At 64.6% G+C, this 17510-nt stretch carries 17 protein-coding genes; 6 read left to right on the top strand and 11 right to left on the bottom strand.

The window, feature by feature from the left end:
• Positions 1-163 precede the first annotated feature (163 nt).
• From FND50_RS21785 to FND50_RS21775, 3 genes are read right to left on the bottom strand one after another with little or no spacing between them, the layout of a single operon-like run.
• Positions 164-997, bottom strand: a complete 834-nt coding sequence (locus FND50_RS21785; protein WP_144287077.1) for an ABC transporter permease — start codon at positions 995-997, stop codon at positions 164-166.
• On the bottom strand, positions 994-1884 hold the full coding sequence (locus FND50_RS21780; protein WP_005562204.1) for an ABC transporter ATP-binding protein: 891 nt from the start codon (positions 1882-1884) through the stop codon (positions 994-996). Before FND50_RS21780 ends, FND50_RS21785 begins: the two co-directional genes overlap by 4 nt.
• The gene (locus FND50_RS21775; RefSeq protein WP_260850614.1) at positions 1881-2834 is read right to left on the bottom strand and encodes an ABC transporter substrate-binding protein; all 954 of its coding nucleotides are present in this window, start codon (positions 2832-2834) and stop codon (positions 1881-1883) included. Before FND50_RS21775 ends, FND50_RS21780 begins: the two co-directional genes overlap by 4 nt.
• 288 nt (positions 2835-3122) lie before the next feature.
• On the opposite strand from FND50_RS21775, the gene FND50_RS36245 reads away from it, so the two are divergent.
• From FND50_RS36245 to FND50_RS21765, 3 genes are all read left to right on the top strand, one after another.
• Positions 3123-3293 (top strand): hypothetical protein, encoded by a 171-nt coding sequence (locus FND50_RS36245; RefSeq protein ID WP_186301124.1) that lies wholly within the window; start codon positions 3123-3125, stop codon positions 3291-3293.
• 538 nt (positions 3294-3831) lie between these two features.
• Positions 3832-5520: an AbgT family transporter gene (locus FND50_RS21770; RefSeq protein WP_397494210.1), complete on the top strand. Its 1689-nt coding sequence runs from the start codon at positions 3832-3834 to the stop codon at positions 5518-5520.
• 30 nt (positions 5521-5550) lie between these two features.
• On the top strand, positions 5551-6780 hold the full coding sequence (locus FND50_RS21765) for a M20 family metallopeptidase (protein ID WP_144287074.1): 1230 nt from the start codon (positions 5551-5553) through the stop codon (positions 6778-6780).
• 376 nt (positions 6781-7156) lie between these two features.
• On the opposite strand, the gene FND50_RS21760 is transcribed toward FND50_RS21765, so the two are convergent.
• The 6 genes from FND50_RS21760 to FND50_RS21735 all read right to left on the bottom strand — a co-directional run bounded on the left by FND50_RS21760 (position 7157) and on the right by FND50_RS21735 (position 12801).
• Positions 7157-8029, bottom strand: a complete 873-nt coding sequence (locus tag FND50_RS21760; RefSeq protein ID WP_005260591.1) for an alpha/beta fold hydrolase — start codon at positions 8027-8029, stop codon at positions 7157-7159.
• 36 nt (positions 8030-8065) lie between these two features.
• A complete protein-coding gene (locus FND50_RS21755; protein ID WP_144287073.1) occupies positions 8066-9019 on the bottom strand; it encodes a catechol 1,2-dioxygenase in 954 nt (317 codons plus the stop codon).
• Positions 9019-10362 (bottom strand): M20 family metallopeptidase, encoded by a 1344-nt coding sequence (locus FND50_RS21750; protein WP_144287072.1) that lies wholly within the window; start codon positions 10360-10362, stop codon positions 9019-9021. The genes FND50_RS21755 and FND50_RS21750 overlap by 1 nt, the downstream gene beginning before the upstream one ends.
• 125 nt (positions 10363-10487) lie before the next feature.
• Positions 10488-11804, bottom strand: coding sequence for a Rieske 2Fe-2S domain-containing protein (locus FND50_RS21745; protein WP_144287071.1), 1317 nt, complete (start codon positions 11802-11804; stop codon positions 10488-10490).
• Positions 11805-11899: 95 nt separating this feature from the next.
• Positions 11900-12319 (bottom strand): hotdog domain-containing protein, encoded by a 420-nt coding sequence (locus FND50_RS21740; protein ID WP_260850613.1) that lies wholly within the window; start codon positions 12317-12319, stop codon positions 11900-11902.
• On the bottom strand, positions 12316-12801 hold the full coding sequence (locus FND50_RS21735) for a hypothetical protein (protein WP_260850612.1): 486 nt from the start codon (positions 12799-12801) through the stop codon (positions 12316-12318). Before FND50_RS21735 ends, FND50_RS21740 begins: the two co-directional genes overlap by 4 nt.
• Positions 12802-12902: 101 nt before the next feature.
• Between FND50_RS21735 and FND50_RS21730 the strand changes: the two genes are divergently transcribed.
• Positions 12903-13754 (top strand): alpha/beta fold hydrolase, encoded by an 852-nt coding sequence (locus FND50_RS21730; protein ID WP_186301123.1) that lies wholly within the window; start codon positions 12903-12905, stop codon positions 13752-13754.
• On the top strand, positions 13751-14995 hold the full coding sequence (locus FND50_RS21725; RefSeq protein WP_144287070.1) for a multidrug effflux MFS transporter: 1245 nt from the start codon (positions 13751-13753) through the stop codon (positions 14993-14995). The genes FND50_RS21730 and FND50_RS21725 overlap by 4 nt, the downstream gene beginning before the upstream one ends.
• On the opposite strand, the gene FND50_RS21720 is transcribed toward FND50_RS21725, so the two are convergent.
• Together FND50_RS21720 and FND50_RS21715 are read right to left on the bottom strand one after the other, a co-directional pair.
• A complete protein-coding gene (locus tag FND50_RS21720; protein ID WP_005260582.1) occupies positions 14958-15701 on the bottom strand; it encodes an IclR family transcriptional regulator in 744 nt (247 codons plus the stop codon). The genes FND50_RS21725 and FND50_RS21720 overlap by 38 nt on opposite strands.
• 60 nt (positions 15702-15761) lie before the next feature.
• Positions 15762-16529 (bottom strand): IclR family transcriptional regulator, encoded by a 768-nt coding sequence (locus FND50_RS21715; RefSeq protein ID WP_144287069.1) that lies wholly within the window; start codon positions 16527-16529, stop codon positions 15762-15764.
• 145 nt (positions 16530-16674) lie between these two features.
• Between FND50_RS21715 and FND50_RS21710 the strand changes: the two genes are divergently transcribed.
• On the top strand, positions 16675-17505 hold the full coding sequence (locus FND50_RS21710) for a 2-keto-4-pentenoate hydratase (protein ID WP_144287068.1): 831 nt from the start codon (positions 16675-16677) through the stop codon (positions 17503-17505).
• Positions 17506-17510: the final 5 nt, after the last annotated feature.

The following is a 17510-nucleotide window of genomic DNA, read 5'->3' as shown; positions in this document are numbered from 1 at the left end:
CATTCCTGCCGCTGACACGAACGGACACGAACACGGAAAGGCGGGTCCACCGGCGAAGGAGAAACGCCGGTGGACCCGCCTGCAGTGCTGTTCTATCGACGCCGGAGTCGTCCGACGCCTCGTTACCCGGTGCTCTGTGCACCGGGTAACGGTGCGAGGACTACTACTTGACGCCGTACCGCGTCAGGTACCGGCCCGACAACACCCTCAGGACACGGTCGAACAGAAAGCCCATGATCCCGAGCACAATGATGCCCACAAACGTCCAGTCGATGCGCCCGTAGTTCCGGGCCTGCCAGATCATCGAGCCGATGCCGTGGTCGGCTGCCACGATCTCGGCGGAGACGATGGTCAGGAAGCTGTTGCCCATCGCGAGACGGGCGCCGGTGACGATGCCCGGCACCGACGACGGCAGCACCACCGTCTTCATGATCTGCAGTTTGCCGGCTCCCAGGTTGGCGGCGGCCTGCAGTTTGTTCTCGCTGATCGCGACGGTCGCGGCGATTGTGCTCACGGTGACGATGAACACCGACGTGTAGAAGATCAGCACTGTCTTGGACGTCTCACCGATGCCGAACCACACCACCGCCAATGTCACGAACGCGATCGGGGGGATGAAACGGAAGAATTCGATATACGGGTCGAGCAGTTGACGAACGAGGTTGACGCGGCCCATGAGAATGCCGACGGGGGCGCCGATCACGACGCCGAGACTCCACCCGACCAGAATGCGCTGGGCCGACGCCCAGATCGATGTCCAGAGGACACCGCTTTCCGCCAGTTCCCTTGCTGCTGTGACGACTTGAGCGGGAGAGGCGATGGTCGTCGGTCCGTACCACCAGGCGAGGAATGACCACACCCCTAGACCGATGACCGCGGAAGCGACCCACAGCGCCGCCGTGCGCAGGGCAGCCCCGCCTGCGCTCGAGCGTCTCGTTCGGGCCGGTTGCGCTCGTTCGCTGCGCGTGGGGACGGTGTTCTGTACCGCTGCGGTCATAGCTGGTCCTCCTCGATGCCCTGATTGCGGAGCGAGGCCACGACCTCGGCGCGGATGTCGTCACGCAACTTCTCGTACATGTCGATCACGTCGGGGTGCGCCCTGTCCCGTGGGCGCTGTGCGTGCACCTCGTAGATGCTCTTGATTCGCGCCTTGGGTCCGGCTGACATCACCACCACACGGTCGGCGAGCGTCAAGGCCTCGTCGATGTCATGTGTGACGAACACGACGGTGCACCCGGTGTGCCGCCAGATTCTGTCGAGCTCGACCTGCAGGACCTGCCGGGTCTGAGCGTCGAGTGCGCCGAAGGGTTCATCCATCAACACCAGCGACGGTTGATTGGCCAGCACTCGTGCGATCTGAACCCGTTGCCGCATACCGCCCGACAGCTGTGCCGGAAACTTCTTCCCCGCGTGTGGGAGCCCGACCATCGCGAGGTACTCGGCGGCGATGCGCGCCTGGTCGGCCTTGTTGGCTCCGTGCATCCTGGGTCCGTAGGCGACGTTCTGGGTCACGGTCATCCACTCGAACAGGGCCTCGGAACTTTGGAAGACCATGCCGGCGTGCGGGTTGCTGCCGTTCACCTCGTCGCCATTGCAGGTGATCTCGCCGGCGCGGGGCTCGATGAAGCCGGCCATCGCGGACAACAGTGTCGACTTGCCGCACCCCGACGGGCCGAGCAGACATACGAACTCGCCCGGTCGCACCTCGAGGTCGATTCCCGACACGATCTCGGCAGCTCCGAAACTGATGCCCAGATCGCGGACCTCGACGGGGACGCCGGTGACGGTTCTGCCCGAAGTGGGCACGGCGGCCGGGCCGCCCGATGCAACGGCGGTCGTGCCGCCGCTGGGGACCGCGGTTGTGCCGCGTGTGGGGACGGTCATTTCTTTTCCTCCTGGTACCAATCGAGCAGCATGGCCGAGGCCAGATCCGGCTGCTCGGAGAGAACGCCGATCTTCTCGTAGAAGTCGACGATCGACTGTGCGGACTCGATGCTCTTGTCGGTCAGGTTCTCGACGCCGAAGTCGATCTCGTCGACCGCGGTGACGGTCTGATCGTCGGCGACGTTGACGGCTTTCCTGGTCGCGGCGGCGGCGGTTCGAGGATCGGACTCCACCCGCGCGGTGGCCTCGACGAGCACCCGGGCAACCGCACGGGCGGTGCCCTCGTTCTTGTCGAGCCAGGGCTCGGTCGTGATCGCCCAGTGGTGGTAGAACCAATCGAAGTCACCGGTGACGGCAGCGACGTACCCGCTGCCCTGCGCGAGCGCGGTGGCCGGCCACGGTTCCCACAGGACGTATCCGTCGATGTCACCGCGGTCGAGGAGCGCCGGCATGTCCGTGGGGGTGGCGGAGACCATCTCGACCGACCCGGCAGGAACTCCGTTGGCCTGGAGGTATCTGTCGGTCGAGATCTGGCTCAGCCCCGGGACGATGCCCATCTTGCGGATGTCAACGGCCGAGTCGACCCCGTTACGCAACACCACCTTGAGGTAGTCGCCGGACACCTCGTACGAATACAGCGCCCGCAGGGACGGATTCTGGCGTAGCTGCGCGATCGTCGTGGTGTCCGAACTGCCGGCCAGCTGGACCTGGCCGGTCGCGAGCGCGTCGACGGCTTCGCCGCCCCGGCCGAACTGGATCAGCTCGACGTCGAGGCCGGCATCGGCGAACATGCCCTCCTGGTCGGCGACGAAGAAGGGCGCGTACGACGCGTCGATGCCCACGGCGATCCGGAGCGGACCGCCGGCGGAATCGGCGGCGGTCTGCGTGGCGGGGCGGCTGCACGCCCCGGTCGAGACCGTGAGAACCACCGCCGCTGAGGCAAGTGTCACCTTGCCGAGTATCGATCGCCAGGCCATGTTTGTACACCTCCTATTGTGATCTGGACCTCATTTGTGGGGTTGTGGTGAAGAAACCTAATGCCACCTCGATGGGGCGTGAATCAACCGGGTCCACCGTGCGGACCGAGTCGTAGAATTTACGCGTACGGAACATCGCGACGAGTACGGAACTGACGAGTACGGAACTAATGACCCGAGCCTTTCGTATCGAGCGCGACACATTTCGGTGAAATGCCGGTGCGGAGTCACGCCTTCTGCGGAGTACATACCGCACGTGGCGTGGAGAATTTCGCGATCGCAGGAACGACCACGAGGCAGTTTCCTCTGCTGATCTCGGCGTCGGCGATGATCGAGCGAGCGGCGCGCGAGACGAACCTACAGCTCGGGCATCTTGATGAGAAACGCGCCGGTGCGGTCATCGACGCCGGTAAGGAGATCCGGCAAGCGTAGTTCGCGGATCAATTCCTCCTCGACCCGATTCGGCGGGCGCAGGCATCTCATCGGCGGACCGCGATTGGGGGCAGTGATCAACGTTCACCCTGTGTACGGTGATCGCGCCATCGAGCGCCTTCACGAAATAGCTAGTGTCCCCTCGTCTTTGGCTTCGGAACTGGAGGAGACAGTCGAGAGATCCGCCGTTGTTGCTACTGCCTTGGTTTCGCTGCTCGAGTACGCAACCAACGCGGAACTGGTGAAGGAATCACCATCCACCGGACGCGGAGACGGAGAAATCGCTGTGGAGCGCGGACTGATCGAAGCCAACGGCGTCGATGCCCTCTCCCTGCGCAACCCTGGCTGGCCACCCTTGCGAACGATACAACGGCCGCCGGGCACCTGTAGTCCGCTCTGCGGACCACGAAGGTTCGCATCCGTACGGCCCCAGTGTTAACTTTCGTCGCCCAGGGTGATCCACACCACAGAGAGGCGAGGGCCATGTATGGAGTTCTGAACGTGCCTACGCGCAGGCTTCGTGTCCGCATCTGAACCGATGAACAGTTGTGGCTGGTCCCGGAATCCGAAGTTGCCAAACGGGATGGCGGCGACGTCGAGACCCGAGGACGAGCGGCCGCGGAACACGGCCTCCTGCCCCCAACCCAGCATCGAGCCTTTCGGCCCGCCCAGCGAAACTGACATGAAAGTCTTGCATATGACGAGCATCATCAGGCAGTACACGAAGAATTTGCCCGGGAACGTACTGAACCGAGTGGAGAGGGTGGGGAACCGACTCCCGCACCCTTTTATACTCTTCCTGTACATGGCGGTTGCGATAGCCATTTTGTCGTTGATTGCGTCGCTCGCCGGCGCGACTGTCATCGACCCCAAGTCGCAGGAACAGGTTGACATCCAGAACCTGCTATCCGCGGATGGACTCGAGTTCGCACTGACAACCATGCTGGACAATTTCTTGTCCTTCCCGCCGCTCGGCCTGGTCATCGTCATGCTCCTCGGAGTTGGATTGGCCAATCAAGTCGGCCTGCTGGAGATCGCATTCAAAGCCATTGTCGTGCGGGCGTCTCCCAGAATGCTGACGTTCGTGGTTATCTTCGTCGGCATCGTCAGTAACATCGCTTCTGAATCGGCAGCCATCGTCATTCCCCCGTTGGCGGCCATGTTGTTCCTGGCGGTGGGGCGGCATCCGATAGCAGGCTTGGCAGCCGGGTTCGGAGCGGTAGGCGCAGGTTTTTCCGCCAACTTCATTGTCGCCGGCACCGACGTACTACTGTCTGGAATCACCACGTCCGCAGCGGGAATCGTCGACAGTTCGGTGGTCGTCACTCCGGTATCGAACTGGTACTTCATGTCCGCATCGACTCTCATCTTGACCATCGTAGGAGTCCTCATCACCGAGAAGGTGGTCGAGCCTCGACTCGGTCCCTACGATGGCAGTGGATCCGACCGTGACGATTCCGAATTCTTGATCACCGCGGATCAGCGTCGCGGGTTGCGTAACGCGGGACTCGTCGCGCTTCTGTATGCCGCGGTTGTGATTGCACTCGTGGCACCACCCAACGCGGCTCTTCGCGGCGAAGGTGGTTCCATCATCACTTCGCCATTCATGGACTCCCTCGTTCCGATCATTTTTCTGTTCTTCGTGTCGGTCGGCATAACCTACGGAATTGCAGTGGGAACGATCACCAGCAGTAGTGACGTCCCTAAGTTGATGATCGAATCGGCGAAAGATCTGGCTGGAATACTGGTTCTGGTCTTCGCGGTCGCGCAGACGATCGCCTATTTCCAGTGGACCAACCTCGGCCTTTGGGTGGCCGTGCAGGGTTCCGGACTTCTCGAGGCTCTAGACGTCGACGGTGTCGTCGCTCTCATCATGCTGAGCCTCGTGACGATCGTGCTCAGTCTCGTCATCTCGAGTGGTTCAGCGCTGTGGGCAGTCATGGCTCCCGTATTCGTGCCTATGATGATGTTGCACGACGTCAATCCTGCCTACGCCCAGCTCGCTTATCGCATCGCAGATTCGTCGACCAACATGCTGGTGCCCCTCAGCCCGATTCTGGCGGTAGCACTCGGATACATCCAGAAGTACGACAAGACGGCCGGCGTGGGTACGGTCTTCGCACTGATGATTCCGTACGCTGCAACGTTCTATCTGATTTGGATGCTCCAGTTTGTCGTCTGGACAGTTTTCGGACTACCCATCGGACCAGGGGAATACCTCAACTGACGCACACTAGGAACACCCGGAAGGAAATCTGTGAGCACAATCGCGAACAGCGAAATCGACGAAGCTATCGACATCGAAGACGAGGCCTTCCATCGCAAGTTTCTCGACGAGAACGCCGATAGTTTACTCGACATCAGTCACGAGATTCACGCTAATCCAGAGATCCGATTTGAGGAGACCGCCGCAAGTGCCCTCCTCGTCTCGAAACTCGAGGAAGCGGGCTTCGCAACACAACTCGGGGTCGGAGGTTTGCCGACCGCCTTTCTCGCTGAATACGGTTCGGCCTCGGACGGTCCCACGATCGCGTTCTTCCTCGAGTACGATGCGCTGGAGGAGATTGGTCACGCGTGCGGGCACAACGTAATTGCGACGATCGGTCTGGGCGCGGCCTTGACGGTGCAGGCGTGGATGCGAAATCACGGGCGTGCAGTCGGCAGGCTGCTGGTCGTCGGCAGTCCCGGAGAAGAAGGCGGCGGAGGTAAGCAGTACCTCATCAAAGCAGGGTGCCTGGATGGAATCGATGCTGCGCTCATGATGCATCCGTCGGGTGAGAACCTTTCCTGTATGACCACGCTGGGCCGCGTAGCGCTCGACTTCGAGTTCACCGGAAAGGCGGCACACGCAGCGGTCACTCCACATCACGGAGTCAATGCACTCGATGCCGCCGTCCTCACCTTGAACGCGATCGGACTTCTGCGCCAGCAGCTCCCGAGCGACGTGCGAGTTCACGCAATCGTGCTCGAAGGTGGAGAAGCGCCGAATGTAATCCCGGAAAAGTCCGTGCTGCGAGCGTACATTCGTGCCGCCGATACCCGAGCCTTGGTCGACGACCTCCAACCAAGGGTCGAGAACTGCGCCCGCGGTGCAGCCATCGCTACCGGAACGCAGGTGTCCATTATTCAGCAATCGCCTACGTACGCAGCGCTACAGCCGAATGCGGTACTCGGCGATCTTGTCGAACGAAACTTCGCGCGCGTCGGTCGACGAACAGAACCCCCACGTACCGAGGTCTTTCCGGGTTCGACGGATATGGGCAATGTCAGTCAGATCATCCCGTCGATTCATCCCAACATCGAGTTCGTCCCGGGACTGGGAATGCACACCCGCGAAGCCGCGGAGTATGCGGGAGCGCCGGAAGGTGACAAAGCCGTGCTGGACGGCTCACTCATCCTTGCAATGACCGCGAGCCAGCTGTTCTCGAACCACCGACTCGTGGGCCAGGTGAAAGCGGCCTTCAGCGAAGGGGTACGCGTCGACTGATCGCTGGAGGAATGGCCAACCCGAAGAGCCGAGCTCGCCAGCTCGGCTCTTCGGCTGTACCAGCACGTTGATGCGGCGATCGTTGACCTCGGTGCCATATCGTGATGCGGGATGCATTTCCGATGGCAACGATCCGGGTCGGTAGCCCCCGCAGCCTCAACCGCCTCGTCTCGTGGGTTCGGTACATCGACGCCGGTCCGAAGAGTGGGGGAGGACTGGCGCCGGCACCGATTTCACTGCGGGCACCCGATTGCCGTCCTCGGTTGAACTAACGAGAAGCTGAGTAAATGCAGACTCATGGCCGACCTCTCGATGCACGAAGCCGGCCGCGCTCGAGGACGCGGCCGGCTTCACGGTTTCGTGCTGTCGGCTCCGGTCAGACGACGCTCTTCACGCGCTCGGACGCCTTCGCCAGGAACTCCAGACTCAGCGGGTTGTACAGCGCCGCCTGCTCGTGCTGGGGCCAGTGGCCGCATTCCGGATACAGCTGCAGCTGCGCACCGGCGATGTCTGCGGCCATCTTCTCGGCCTCCGGCACGTCCCCGAAGGGGTTCTCGTGGCCCCATACGACCAATGTCGGTGCCTGGATGCGTGCGAGCCGATCGGGCCGGAGCAGGTTTCGCTGACGTGTGTCCATGTCCTGCAGTGACAGCAGGTTGTGAATGTTGGCGACGAAATCGGGCTGGTGGTAGATCCGGTGCCGCGCCTCCACCAGTTCCTCGGTGGCGTTGACCGGGTCGTGCATCAGCAGGTGGAGCCGGGCACGGGTGAGTTCGATGTCGTTGCTCTGGACGGCCTTGGTGGTCGAAGTGCGAATGCGCTGCATCACGTCGGGGTTTGCGACGGTGCCGCCGGCGGCGAGCAGTTGCAGCGACAGCACTCGCTCGGGCTGCTCACTTGCGAGGTACGCGGCAACCCAGCCGCCCAGCGATTCTCCGACGAGGTGGACCTTGTCCAGCCCGACCGCGTCGAGGTAGTTCACGAGATGGTCTACATAGCGCGGAATTTCGTACGGGTAATCCGGTTTGCCCGTGTAGCCGTGGCCCAGCATGTCGATCGCGTGGCACTCGTAGTACGGAGCATGTGCGGCGATGTTTCGCGCGAAGGCTTCCAGGTGACCGCTGGTGCCGTGGAGGAAGATCACTGCCTCCTCGCCCGCGCCGGCCTGTAGCGACCGGGTGGGAACTCCGGCGGCGTCCACCGTCTTGACCGCGAAGTCGAGTCCGGCGAGTTCGTTCCAGATTGTCATGTGTGTGTCCTTTGTCGAGTGTGAAGGGTTGACGAGTCACGGCGCGAGCGGCCGAGTGGTGGGATCGAGGACGACGACGCCCATCCCCGTGAGCCATTCCGGCATGGGTTCGTAGGCAAGGCGTTCCGCGGGAACGTAGTTCACCATCGCGGCCATCATGAGCCAGGTGCGGAGTTCTTGCGCACCGTTACCTGCCTCGGTGTCGACCTCGTCGGTCGAGAACTCCGCGAGTTCGGCCGCCTTGCCGGTCTCGAAAAGATCGAGGATCCGGTCGTCGAACTCCGGTGAGATGGCCGCCTCGGCTGCGCGGATGATCGCCCGCCGCCGGACGTCGTAGTCCGACCAGTTCTCGCGACCGTCGAGCCAGGCCTGCACCATGAAGTCGTCGTCCTCACCGTGCGGATCACGCCAGTCCGGCCATGGCAGCCGGTGCGACAGACCACCGGACGCGATCACGACCACCCGCTTGTCCTCCGGATACGAGTCGAGCGCCGCGCGGAGCGCGTGTGCGAGCGCCTGACAGCGGCCGAAGGTGGGCAGCGGTGGTGCGAAGACATTGACGACCAGAGGCACGATGGGCACGTCGAGGTCGGCCAGCAGGTACTGGATGGCATGCGACTGCCCGTGGTCGATCTGCAGGCGGGCGGAGAATGCGAGATCGAACCGTCCGCTCTCCACCACCTGCGCGGCGAGGTGGCCGGCCAGGTGGGCGTCGACGCGCTGCGGGCCCTTCGGGGTACCCGACTCGCCGCTCGCGATGCACTCGCCCACGCCGAGCGTGAAGGGCGGAACGAGATCGAGCCAGAATCCTCTGAAGTGATTCGACCCAAGCAGGATCACCACGTCGGGCCGCGCCGCGGCGATCCGCTCCCGCGCAGTGACCAGCGCCTCCCGGAAGCGTTCCGCCTCGGCTTTGTGTGTTGTTTCCTCCCAATGGGTGTTCATGAGGGTGCTGTGCGACGCACCCACCCCCAAGACGATCTCGGCCATCAGCCTGTTCCTACTTCCTCGAGTGTGCGGGTCGCCGTGTCGACGGCAACACGGATCAGGTATCGGGTAAGCCTTTCGGCCTCGGTCAGGTCGACGGTGTTCATCCCCATGGCGAAGTCCACCTCGAACGGTGCGTCCACCACCTTGGGCATGCCGACCCGTATGGTCGGGATGCCCCGGCTGCGCAGGATGTTCGCGTCCGTTGCGCCACTGGCGTCGTGCACCGCGCGGTGCGGTTGGCCCTGGGCCGCCTCCCAGGCTGCTACGGCACTGCGGCAGAGCCACATCCGCTCGTCGGACGACTCGCCCGGGATCGATAGGATCTGCTCCACGTCGATGCGGGCGTCCAGTTCGGTGGCTATCCGCCGCACAGCGTCGACCAGTTCGCGTTTGGCGGCGGTCGGTGTGGTCCGTGGGCTCAGGCGCAGATCCACCATCATCCGCACCTGAGCCGGGGTGAAAGAGGCGGTCCGCTCGCACCCGCCCTGGATGTTCGCGACCATGCCCTGGGGAAGCACCAGCCCGCTCCGGTGTGCCTGCGAGTACTGCGGGAACCATCGCTCCAGGCGTACTGCCACCTCGCCCGCCAGTGCGACGGGGTTGCGGTACGGCAGCCGGTGCCGGGATCCGACGTAAGTGTGGGTGCCGTGCACGGTGACCTCGAACCAGGCCAGGCCCACCTCCTCCCATGAGACCGTCCACCCGGGCTTGGCGATGAGCGCGAAATCTGCCCAGACTCCCTGTTCGAGCAGGAACGAACAGCCCACGCCCTGGCCGGTGTTCCGGCGCGGATTTCCCACGCCCGGACGAGGGTTCGTCGGCATTCCCCCGGCTCCGAAACCCGCGATAAGGTCGCCGGTGAGTGGTATGCCCGCAGCGTGCACTGCTTCGATCGCCGCCATGACGCAGGCGGCATGCCCCTTGGGATTCGAAGCGCCGAGGCCGATGACGTAGTCGCCCTCGCTGTCGGCTCGCGCCGTCATGTCGGGACGGAGCGTCTCCGCCGCCCAGGGCACGTCTTCCTCGCTGTTGCCGCTGGTGACGGTGTCGATCGGGGCGTACAGCATGAGGTCCGGCCCCGACCCGTCACCGCGCAGCCGTGCCCACGAGTTGGCTTGGCGGTCGTCGAGATCCATCGTGTGCGCTTCGATGCCGCTGGCCGTGAACGTCTCTGTGATGTGTTGTGCGAGTTGCGCTTCGTCGCCGGTCGGGCTGGCGATGTCCACCAGGCCGATGATCAGCTTCCGTAATCGCTCCCGATCGACCGTCGCCCACGCCTGTTCGGTCCAGGTACGGCGCTGCTCGTCGAGGCCCGCGAGCGGGGTTGCGGTTGCGGCCGTCACAAGTTGATCCGGTGAACCTGGGTGTTGCTGCGTGCGGCGACGAAACGCCATGCCCTCGGCACGCCGGTGGCGAGCAGGACACCGAACGTCACGCCGGTCAGAGTCTTGAACATCGAAATTCTCCTCTAGTCGGCGTCGGCCGCAGTGGGTGCGCTCGCCCCATTGGCCGACTCGGTGGATGTCGCCGGCTGCGCAGTCTTCCGCGCCGCGGAGGCACGGCGCTCACGAACCGGTCGATCGGGTGTTGCCGGCGCGAAAGCGACTGCAGCCGCAATCTTCTCCCCATATTCCTTTTCGGCGAGATTGCGCCACGTGGTGAGCGAGACGTCGGGTCGGTACAGCTTCTCCGGCGGAGCGTCGGTGACGCGGACCATCCACTCGTCCTGGCCCGAAAACTGGCCGTGGAACAGCCACCGCACGGCACCGAGGTATTTGGCGTAGAAGCCGAGCCTCTTCACCCCGGTCTCGAAGTTGACCATGAGTCCCACGTACTGGTGGTGATCCTCGTCGACCGGCACATAGAACTCGTAGTGAATGAAGTTGGGATAGGCGATCCGCAGCACACCCGGCATCGACAACGAGGCGAAGCCCGGGAAGTTCTGGGCTGCGATCACCGGATTCACCTTCACGCCGGCGCCGACGTTGCCGATCTGCGAGATCTGGCTCTCGTCGGGCTTCTTCTTCCACCAGCGCTTGTTCGTCCACTTCCCGACGCCAGGAAAATCGGCCTCCCAGTAGACCTCGTCTTGGACCCGGTAGATCCACGGGCCTTCGGGGACGATGCTGGTGATGTTCCACGTCGGCATCGGCTTGAACAACCGCCACAACGCGGTGCGGTGCAGGTACTTCGCATGTCCTTCGTCGAATCCGTTCTCGCAGGCGAAGCGCCAATTGCCGCCCCGCGGTTGGATCCGGCCCCCGACGACGCCTTCGTTCTCGACGAGCTCACGGGGCAACTGCTCGTCGATCGACGGCACGGGCTCGTTGCCGATCGGGATGTACACCCAGACCAGGCCCAGGCGTTCTTCCACCGAGTAGGTCTGCACGGACAGTTTGCCGCAGATCTTCGAATCCGGCCCGTCGGTGATGACGGCGGCCAGTTTGCCGTCGGTGAGCCGGAACGTCCACCCGTGATAGGGGCAGCTGACGGTCCCCGGGAACTGTTGATCGCCCTCCGACAGCGGGACGCCACGATGGGGGCAGCGGTCATGCAGTGCGTAGACCTTGCCTGCGTCGCGAATGAGCGCGAGCTTCTCGCCGCAGATGGTGTGGCTCGTCGGCTCACCTGTTACATGGTTCGCCCACGTCACCGGGTACCAGTATCCGCGGTAACCACTGCCTGCCTCGTTGTATCGAGGCCAGGCGGTCCAGTCCTGCCGACCGGCCGCGCGCGGCCTCTCCGGGAGAACCTGCGAGTTCTCCGGCGCCTCGACACCAGTCATGTGAAGTCCTCTCGAGATGAGATCAAGTGATGCAGGAGATCTTCCGATCGATCGCCGTGCACCTCAACAAATCCGGTTCGCTCAGCAGACCGGGTTCACCGCCGTGACGATCGAGGTGTCGTGGTGATCACCGCGCTGCCCTCCGCGCACAATGCCCCGTCGTCGGCGTGTTCGACGAGGGTGACCTCGATCGAGTCACCCTCGATCCGGGTGACGGTTCCGCTGACCGTCAGGACACACCCCACGGGGGCGGGCGCTCGGTTGCGCCACGTCACGGACGTCACCACACCGACCTCGCCGGCGAGGCGGGCGGCGGCCCGGAAGAACAGCGTCCCCTGCAGCTGAGCCATCACCACCGGGTCGGGAAGGCCCTCGGCACGGGCGTAGTCGGTGTCGTAGTGAATGCGGTGTGCATTGTGGGTGGTTGCACCGAAACGTAGAATCCGGACCGGATCGCACTGCAGCGCAACCTGTTCGATAGCATCGCCGACCATCCATCCGCCACTGGGCGTCATCGGACGATGAACCGTTCCGTGACAATTGCCAGCGTGACCGATCCCGTGACGCGGTAGGTCTTGGACACGGTGATCAGAAGGAACTCACCGCCATCACTGCTCTTCCAGTCGACACCGTTCACGGTGCGTGTGACCTCGAGGGGCACGCCGAGCGGGGGAGTCGAACAAAACTCGATGGTCTGCCCTCCCGCCAACAGGCGCACGTCCTGCCCGGCCGTGCCGGGCACTTCATCGGCGAACATGCCGTCGGGGCGATACTCAGCGGTGTCGGCGCCATCCGGTCCTCGCAGCAGGCTGGGCAGGTACATCGGGTGGACCCGGAAGTCTTCCCGGCCGGGGTCGAGGAATCGACGATCGTGCTCCGCCGACGCCCGCGCGAACGCCACGGACTCTGCTGCACGCACTTCCCCGAGGCGGCGGTGTGTGGTGGTACCGATCATCCGGCACGCGCGTTCGAAGGCTGAATCCAGACGAGTTCGCATGGGCGAAAGCTAGATCCGGTGTGGCGGCATCACCACGGTCCCGGACCGTCCAGCGGACCGAGATGCTTCCGCCACCGCCGCAGATCGGGTCAGGTGTGGTCATGGCACATCCACCGAACAGTCTGTACGCCACGGCCGCGGGCGTGAAATTCCATTACCACGACATGGGCGAGGGGTCTCCGGCGATCTTCCTGCACGGCGGCGGCCCCGGCTGCACGGCGTGGTCAGATTTCGGCCCCGTCGCACCACTCTTCGCCGACGACCGTCGAGCCGTGCTCGTCGACATCCTCCAATACGGCAAGTCCGACAAGTGCACCATCAGCGGACCGATGTGGGATTTTCACGCCGCCAAGATCGTCGCCCTTCTCGACGAGCTCGGCATCGCCCGAGCTGACTTCGTCTGCAATTCATGGGGCGGGACGATCGCCCTGAATCTCGCGGCGAAGTACCCGGAGCGGGTGCGTGCTCTGGTGATCACCGGAAGTATGCCGGTCTTCTACGGACCGCTCGCCCCGTTGCCGGAGGACGGCCGGCGCGGCCGCAACGCCCGGGACGTGTACTACGGCGGCGACGGTCCCACCCGCGAGAAGATGCGGCAACTGATCACTCGCCTCGAATGGTTCGACGGAGACCAGCTGCCGGACGACACGCTCGAGATGCGGTACCGGCAAAGTCTCGATCCCGACGAGATGGCGCTGGCCGCGGCGTCGGACAATCCGCGTGGGGACTGGCAGGATCTGACGACCGAACTCGGGATGATCGAAGCGCCGGTTCTGTTCGCGTGGGGAATGCACGACGCCTTCCTCACGCCGGACTATCCGCTGATGCTGGCCCGAATGATCAAGCACGGCCACCTCTACATAATGGACCGCGCGTCCCACCACCTGCAGGAGGAACGTCCGCACGACTACTACTCGCTCGTTACGGGATTCCTCGAACAGCGACACCCGTGACCACGAGCAGCACTTGCTCGGAGCTGATCTCCGCACCACCCGTCGGGACGAAACGCATCCAGCTCGTCCTCGTCCTCGGTGTGCTCACGGCACTGGGCCCGTTCACCGTGGACATGTATCTACCGGCACTACCAGCCATCGCCGTCGACTTCGAGACCTCGGAGTCGACGGTGCAACTGACACTGACCGGGACGCTGATCGGTCTCGCTCTCGGACAGCTGGTGATCGGCCCGGTCTCCGACCGCTACGGTCGGCGTCGCCCACTCCTGCTGGGCACGGCAGTCCATGTCGTCGCGTCCGTGGCGTGCTATTTCGCGCCGACCATCACGGTGCTCGGTGCGTTCCGGACTGTCCAGGGGGTGGGCGCCGCGGCGACTGCGGTCATCGCGACCGCCGTTGTCCGGGACCTCTTCTCGGGCCGCGCCGCTGCTGTCATGTTCTCCCATCTGATGCTGGTCATGGGTGTGGCCCCGATCCTGGCGCCGAGCATCGGCGGAATCCTCATGACCGCCATGTCGTGGCACGGTGTGTTCCTCGTGCTGGCGGTGCTCGCGGCTCTGTTGATGCTGATCGGTGCCGTCGCACTGCCCGAAACGCTTCCGCCCCCGGACCGGAGCCGACGCGGACTCGCCCCTGCACTCCGGACCTACACCCGGCTCGTTCGCGACGGCCGCTTCATGACGCTCGTCCTCGTGTGTGGACTGGGCCGTGCGGTCCTGTGGGCGTATATCGCCGGATCCTCGTTCGTCATGCAGAGGGAGTTCGAACTGGATCCGACCGTGTACGGAATGGCGTTCGCGGCCGGCGGCGTCGTCCTGATCGGGGCGGCCCAACTCAACGTGCGGCTGCTGGACCGCTGGTCTCCCGTCCGGATCTGTATCGTCGCGCTCGCCGTCAGCGTCGTCGTTGGAGTCATGTTCGTCGCCGTGGCTCTTCATGGCACTGTGGGATTCGCCGGCTTCGCGGTGCCGGTGCTGGCCTTACTGTGTGCCACCGGATTCGTCATGCCGAATGCGCCGGCTCTGGCATTGACCCGGCACGGCGACGCGGCCGGGACCGCGGCGGCAATCGTCGGGTTCGCGCAGTTCGGTACGGCCGCCGTGGTGGCCCCGGTCGTCGGCGCCCTAGGGAACACCGCGCTCGCCGTGGCCGTCACGATGACCGGGTGCGCTGTCCTTGCCGTTCTCTCGCTCGGGTTCGGTGTCAGGCCGAACGCGCGACGCCACGGAGGGCACGACTGATGTTCGATCCCGCGGCCGTCAACGGCTTCGCCACCCGGCCGACATTCATCCGCGACGTCGTGGTGGTCACGCTTACCGCACCGACCACCATCGAACCGGCGAACACGGGTACCGCGATACTGGTCATACCGAGTCCGACCTCCTCGACCTCCAACGCGAAACCCTCTGTACGGACCCGATCGAGTTGCCGACGAAGACGGAGAGCCGAGGCAACGGTCCGAGTCGTCAGGGGAGCGAACCCACGAGCGACGACCTCGTCGAACATGCTCGACGGCGAGTACGCGAGGATCGCCTTGCCGGTCGCCGTGGCCTCGATCGGGAATCGGCCTGCGATCCGCGACGGGAGCCGGGCACTGCGGTGCCCGGAGATCTTCTCCACGAACATGACGTCGAGGCCGTCCCGAATCGCCAAGTGCACCGTCTCGAGGGTGAGAGAGTGCAGATCCTGCATGAACGGAACCGCGGCATCCCGGATGATGCGTTGTGTCGGGACCAGCTGGCCCAGTTCGAAGAGGCGCAGTCCCAACCGGTAGTCGGTTCCTACCCGCTCCAAGAACCCGATCTGGACCATCTCCCCGGCAAGGCGGTACACCGTCGCCTTCGCTACCCCGCTCCGACGTGAGAGCTCGGTCAACGACAGCGCTCCGGAATCCGCATCGAAGCTGTCGAGTAGCAGTCGCACTTTTCCCAGCAACGACGCGTTCATATGGATCCTCCGACAGGCGGGTCCACTCAGCGGACCAGCCCGTCGAGCATACCCCGGTCTTCAATTCCGTAGCAGACGAGATCGCCGCGCTAGTGTGGCTCCGATTTCTTCCGCGGCGGCGCGGACCGGGCTGGTGTGGTTGTCGGGCCGAAAGCGATGGGACGGGCCGGTCACGCTGATCGCGGCGACCACGTTCTCGCTCTCGCGGACCGGTGCTGCCACGCACACGATTCCGGTAGCGGATTCCTCGTATTCGTAGGCAACACCCTCGGCGGCGATGCGGTCGAGCTGAGCGCCCAACGGGCCGGGCAGGATGATGGTCCGCGGGGTGTAGCGGGCCAGTGGAGCGGAGAGCACCTGTTCTCGGAGGGCACTGTCGGCGTGGGCGAGCAGCACCTTGCCGATTGCGGTGCAGTGCACCGGCATCCGGCCACCGATCCTCGATGGTGCGCTCGCCTGCCGATGACCGCCGATCTTCGACAGGTACACGACCTCGGTCCCCTCGAGGACCCCCAGGTGCACCGTCTCGTGGGTGCGCACATACAGGTCCTCCATGAACGGGATCGCCACCTCGAGCAGGCTGCGCTCGACCGACGCCCGCATGCCCAGCTCGAACAGGGAGCCCCCGAGCCGGTAGCCGGTACCGGCGCGGTCCAGCATTCGCACCGCCACCATGTCGGTGAGCACCCGGTGCAGCGTGCCCTTCGGGATGGATGTCCGGCGTGCCAGTTCGGCCAGCGACAGGGTCGAGTCGTCGATGGTGAACCCATGCAGCACCATCATGACCTTGCCCAGCACCGTCGTGCGGTCGAACTCCTGATCGGACACTGCCGATTCACCTCCGCTGCCCCCGGCGACGCCGTCCACGATACCGGTAGCGTTCGGCTCAGTGGAACGCAATGCTTGGCCGGCGATCACCCCGCGGCGACAGTGGAACCACAGTCCATTCCCCACGATCACATCGGGAAGTCAGATGAGCACACCTCCGGGCACCAGCCTGCCCCCCACGACGCGAGCCACCGCCGACGCTATCGTCGCCGCCGCCGAGCGGTTGAGCACCGCCGCCGCAACTTCCACGCCGTGCACCCCGGTCCGCGACCTGATCGGCACCGACGACGCCGCGGCCGCGTACGCCGTCCAGGAACGGATCGTCGCCGACCGAATCGCCGCCGGAGCGAAGGTCGTCGGCCGCAAGATCGGCCTGACCTCCCCGGCGGTCCAGCAGCAACTCGGCGTCGACCAACCGGACTTCGGGGTGCTGTTCGACGACATGCACTGCCAGGAGGCCGGCCCGATCCCGCTGTCTCGTCTGCTGCAGCCGAAGGTGGAGGCGGAGATCGCGTTCGTCCTCGCACACGATCTGGTGGACGGGCCGCTCGACGACGCCCAGATCCGCGCCGCCGTCGACTACGCGGTGGCCGCCCTCGAGATCGTCGACAGCCGAATCTCCGGGTGGGACATCACCTTCGGAGATACCGTCGCCGACAACGGGTCGAGCGGGCTGTTCGTCCTCGGCGCCGACCGGCGCACCCTCGACTCCTTCGACCCAGTCGCCGCGCAGATGCAGATGTTCATCGACGACACCGAGGTGTCGACCGGAACCGGGGCCGCCTGTCTCGGTGACCCGCTACGGGCGCTGGCCTGGCTCGCGCGCATGGCACGCGAGTTCGGCCAACCACTGCGCGCCGGCCAGGTGATCTTGTCCGGGGCCCTCGGGCCGATGGCCGTCATCGACACCGCGGGCACCGTCCGCGCCGACATCACCGGTCTCGGATCGGTCACCGCAACCTTCACCCAGGAGTGAGCACC

Source organism: Rhodococcus sp. WB9 (assembly GCF_007558985.1).
Lineage (GTDB): Bacteria > Actinomycetota > Actinomycetes > Mycobacteriales > Mycobacteriaceae > Rhodococcus_F > Rhodococcus_F opacus.
The sequence above is the reverse complement of the archived record's forward strand: the minus strand, read 5'-3'. Positions and strand labels throughout refer to the sequence as shown.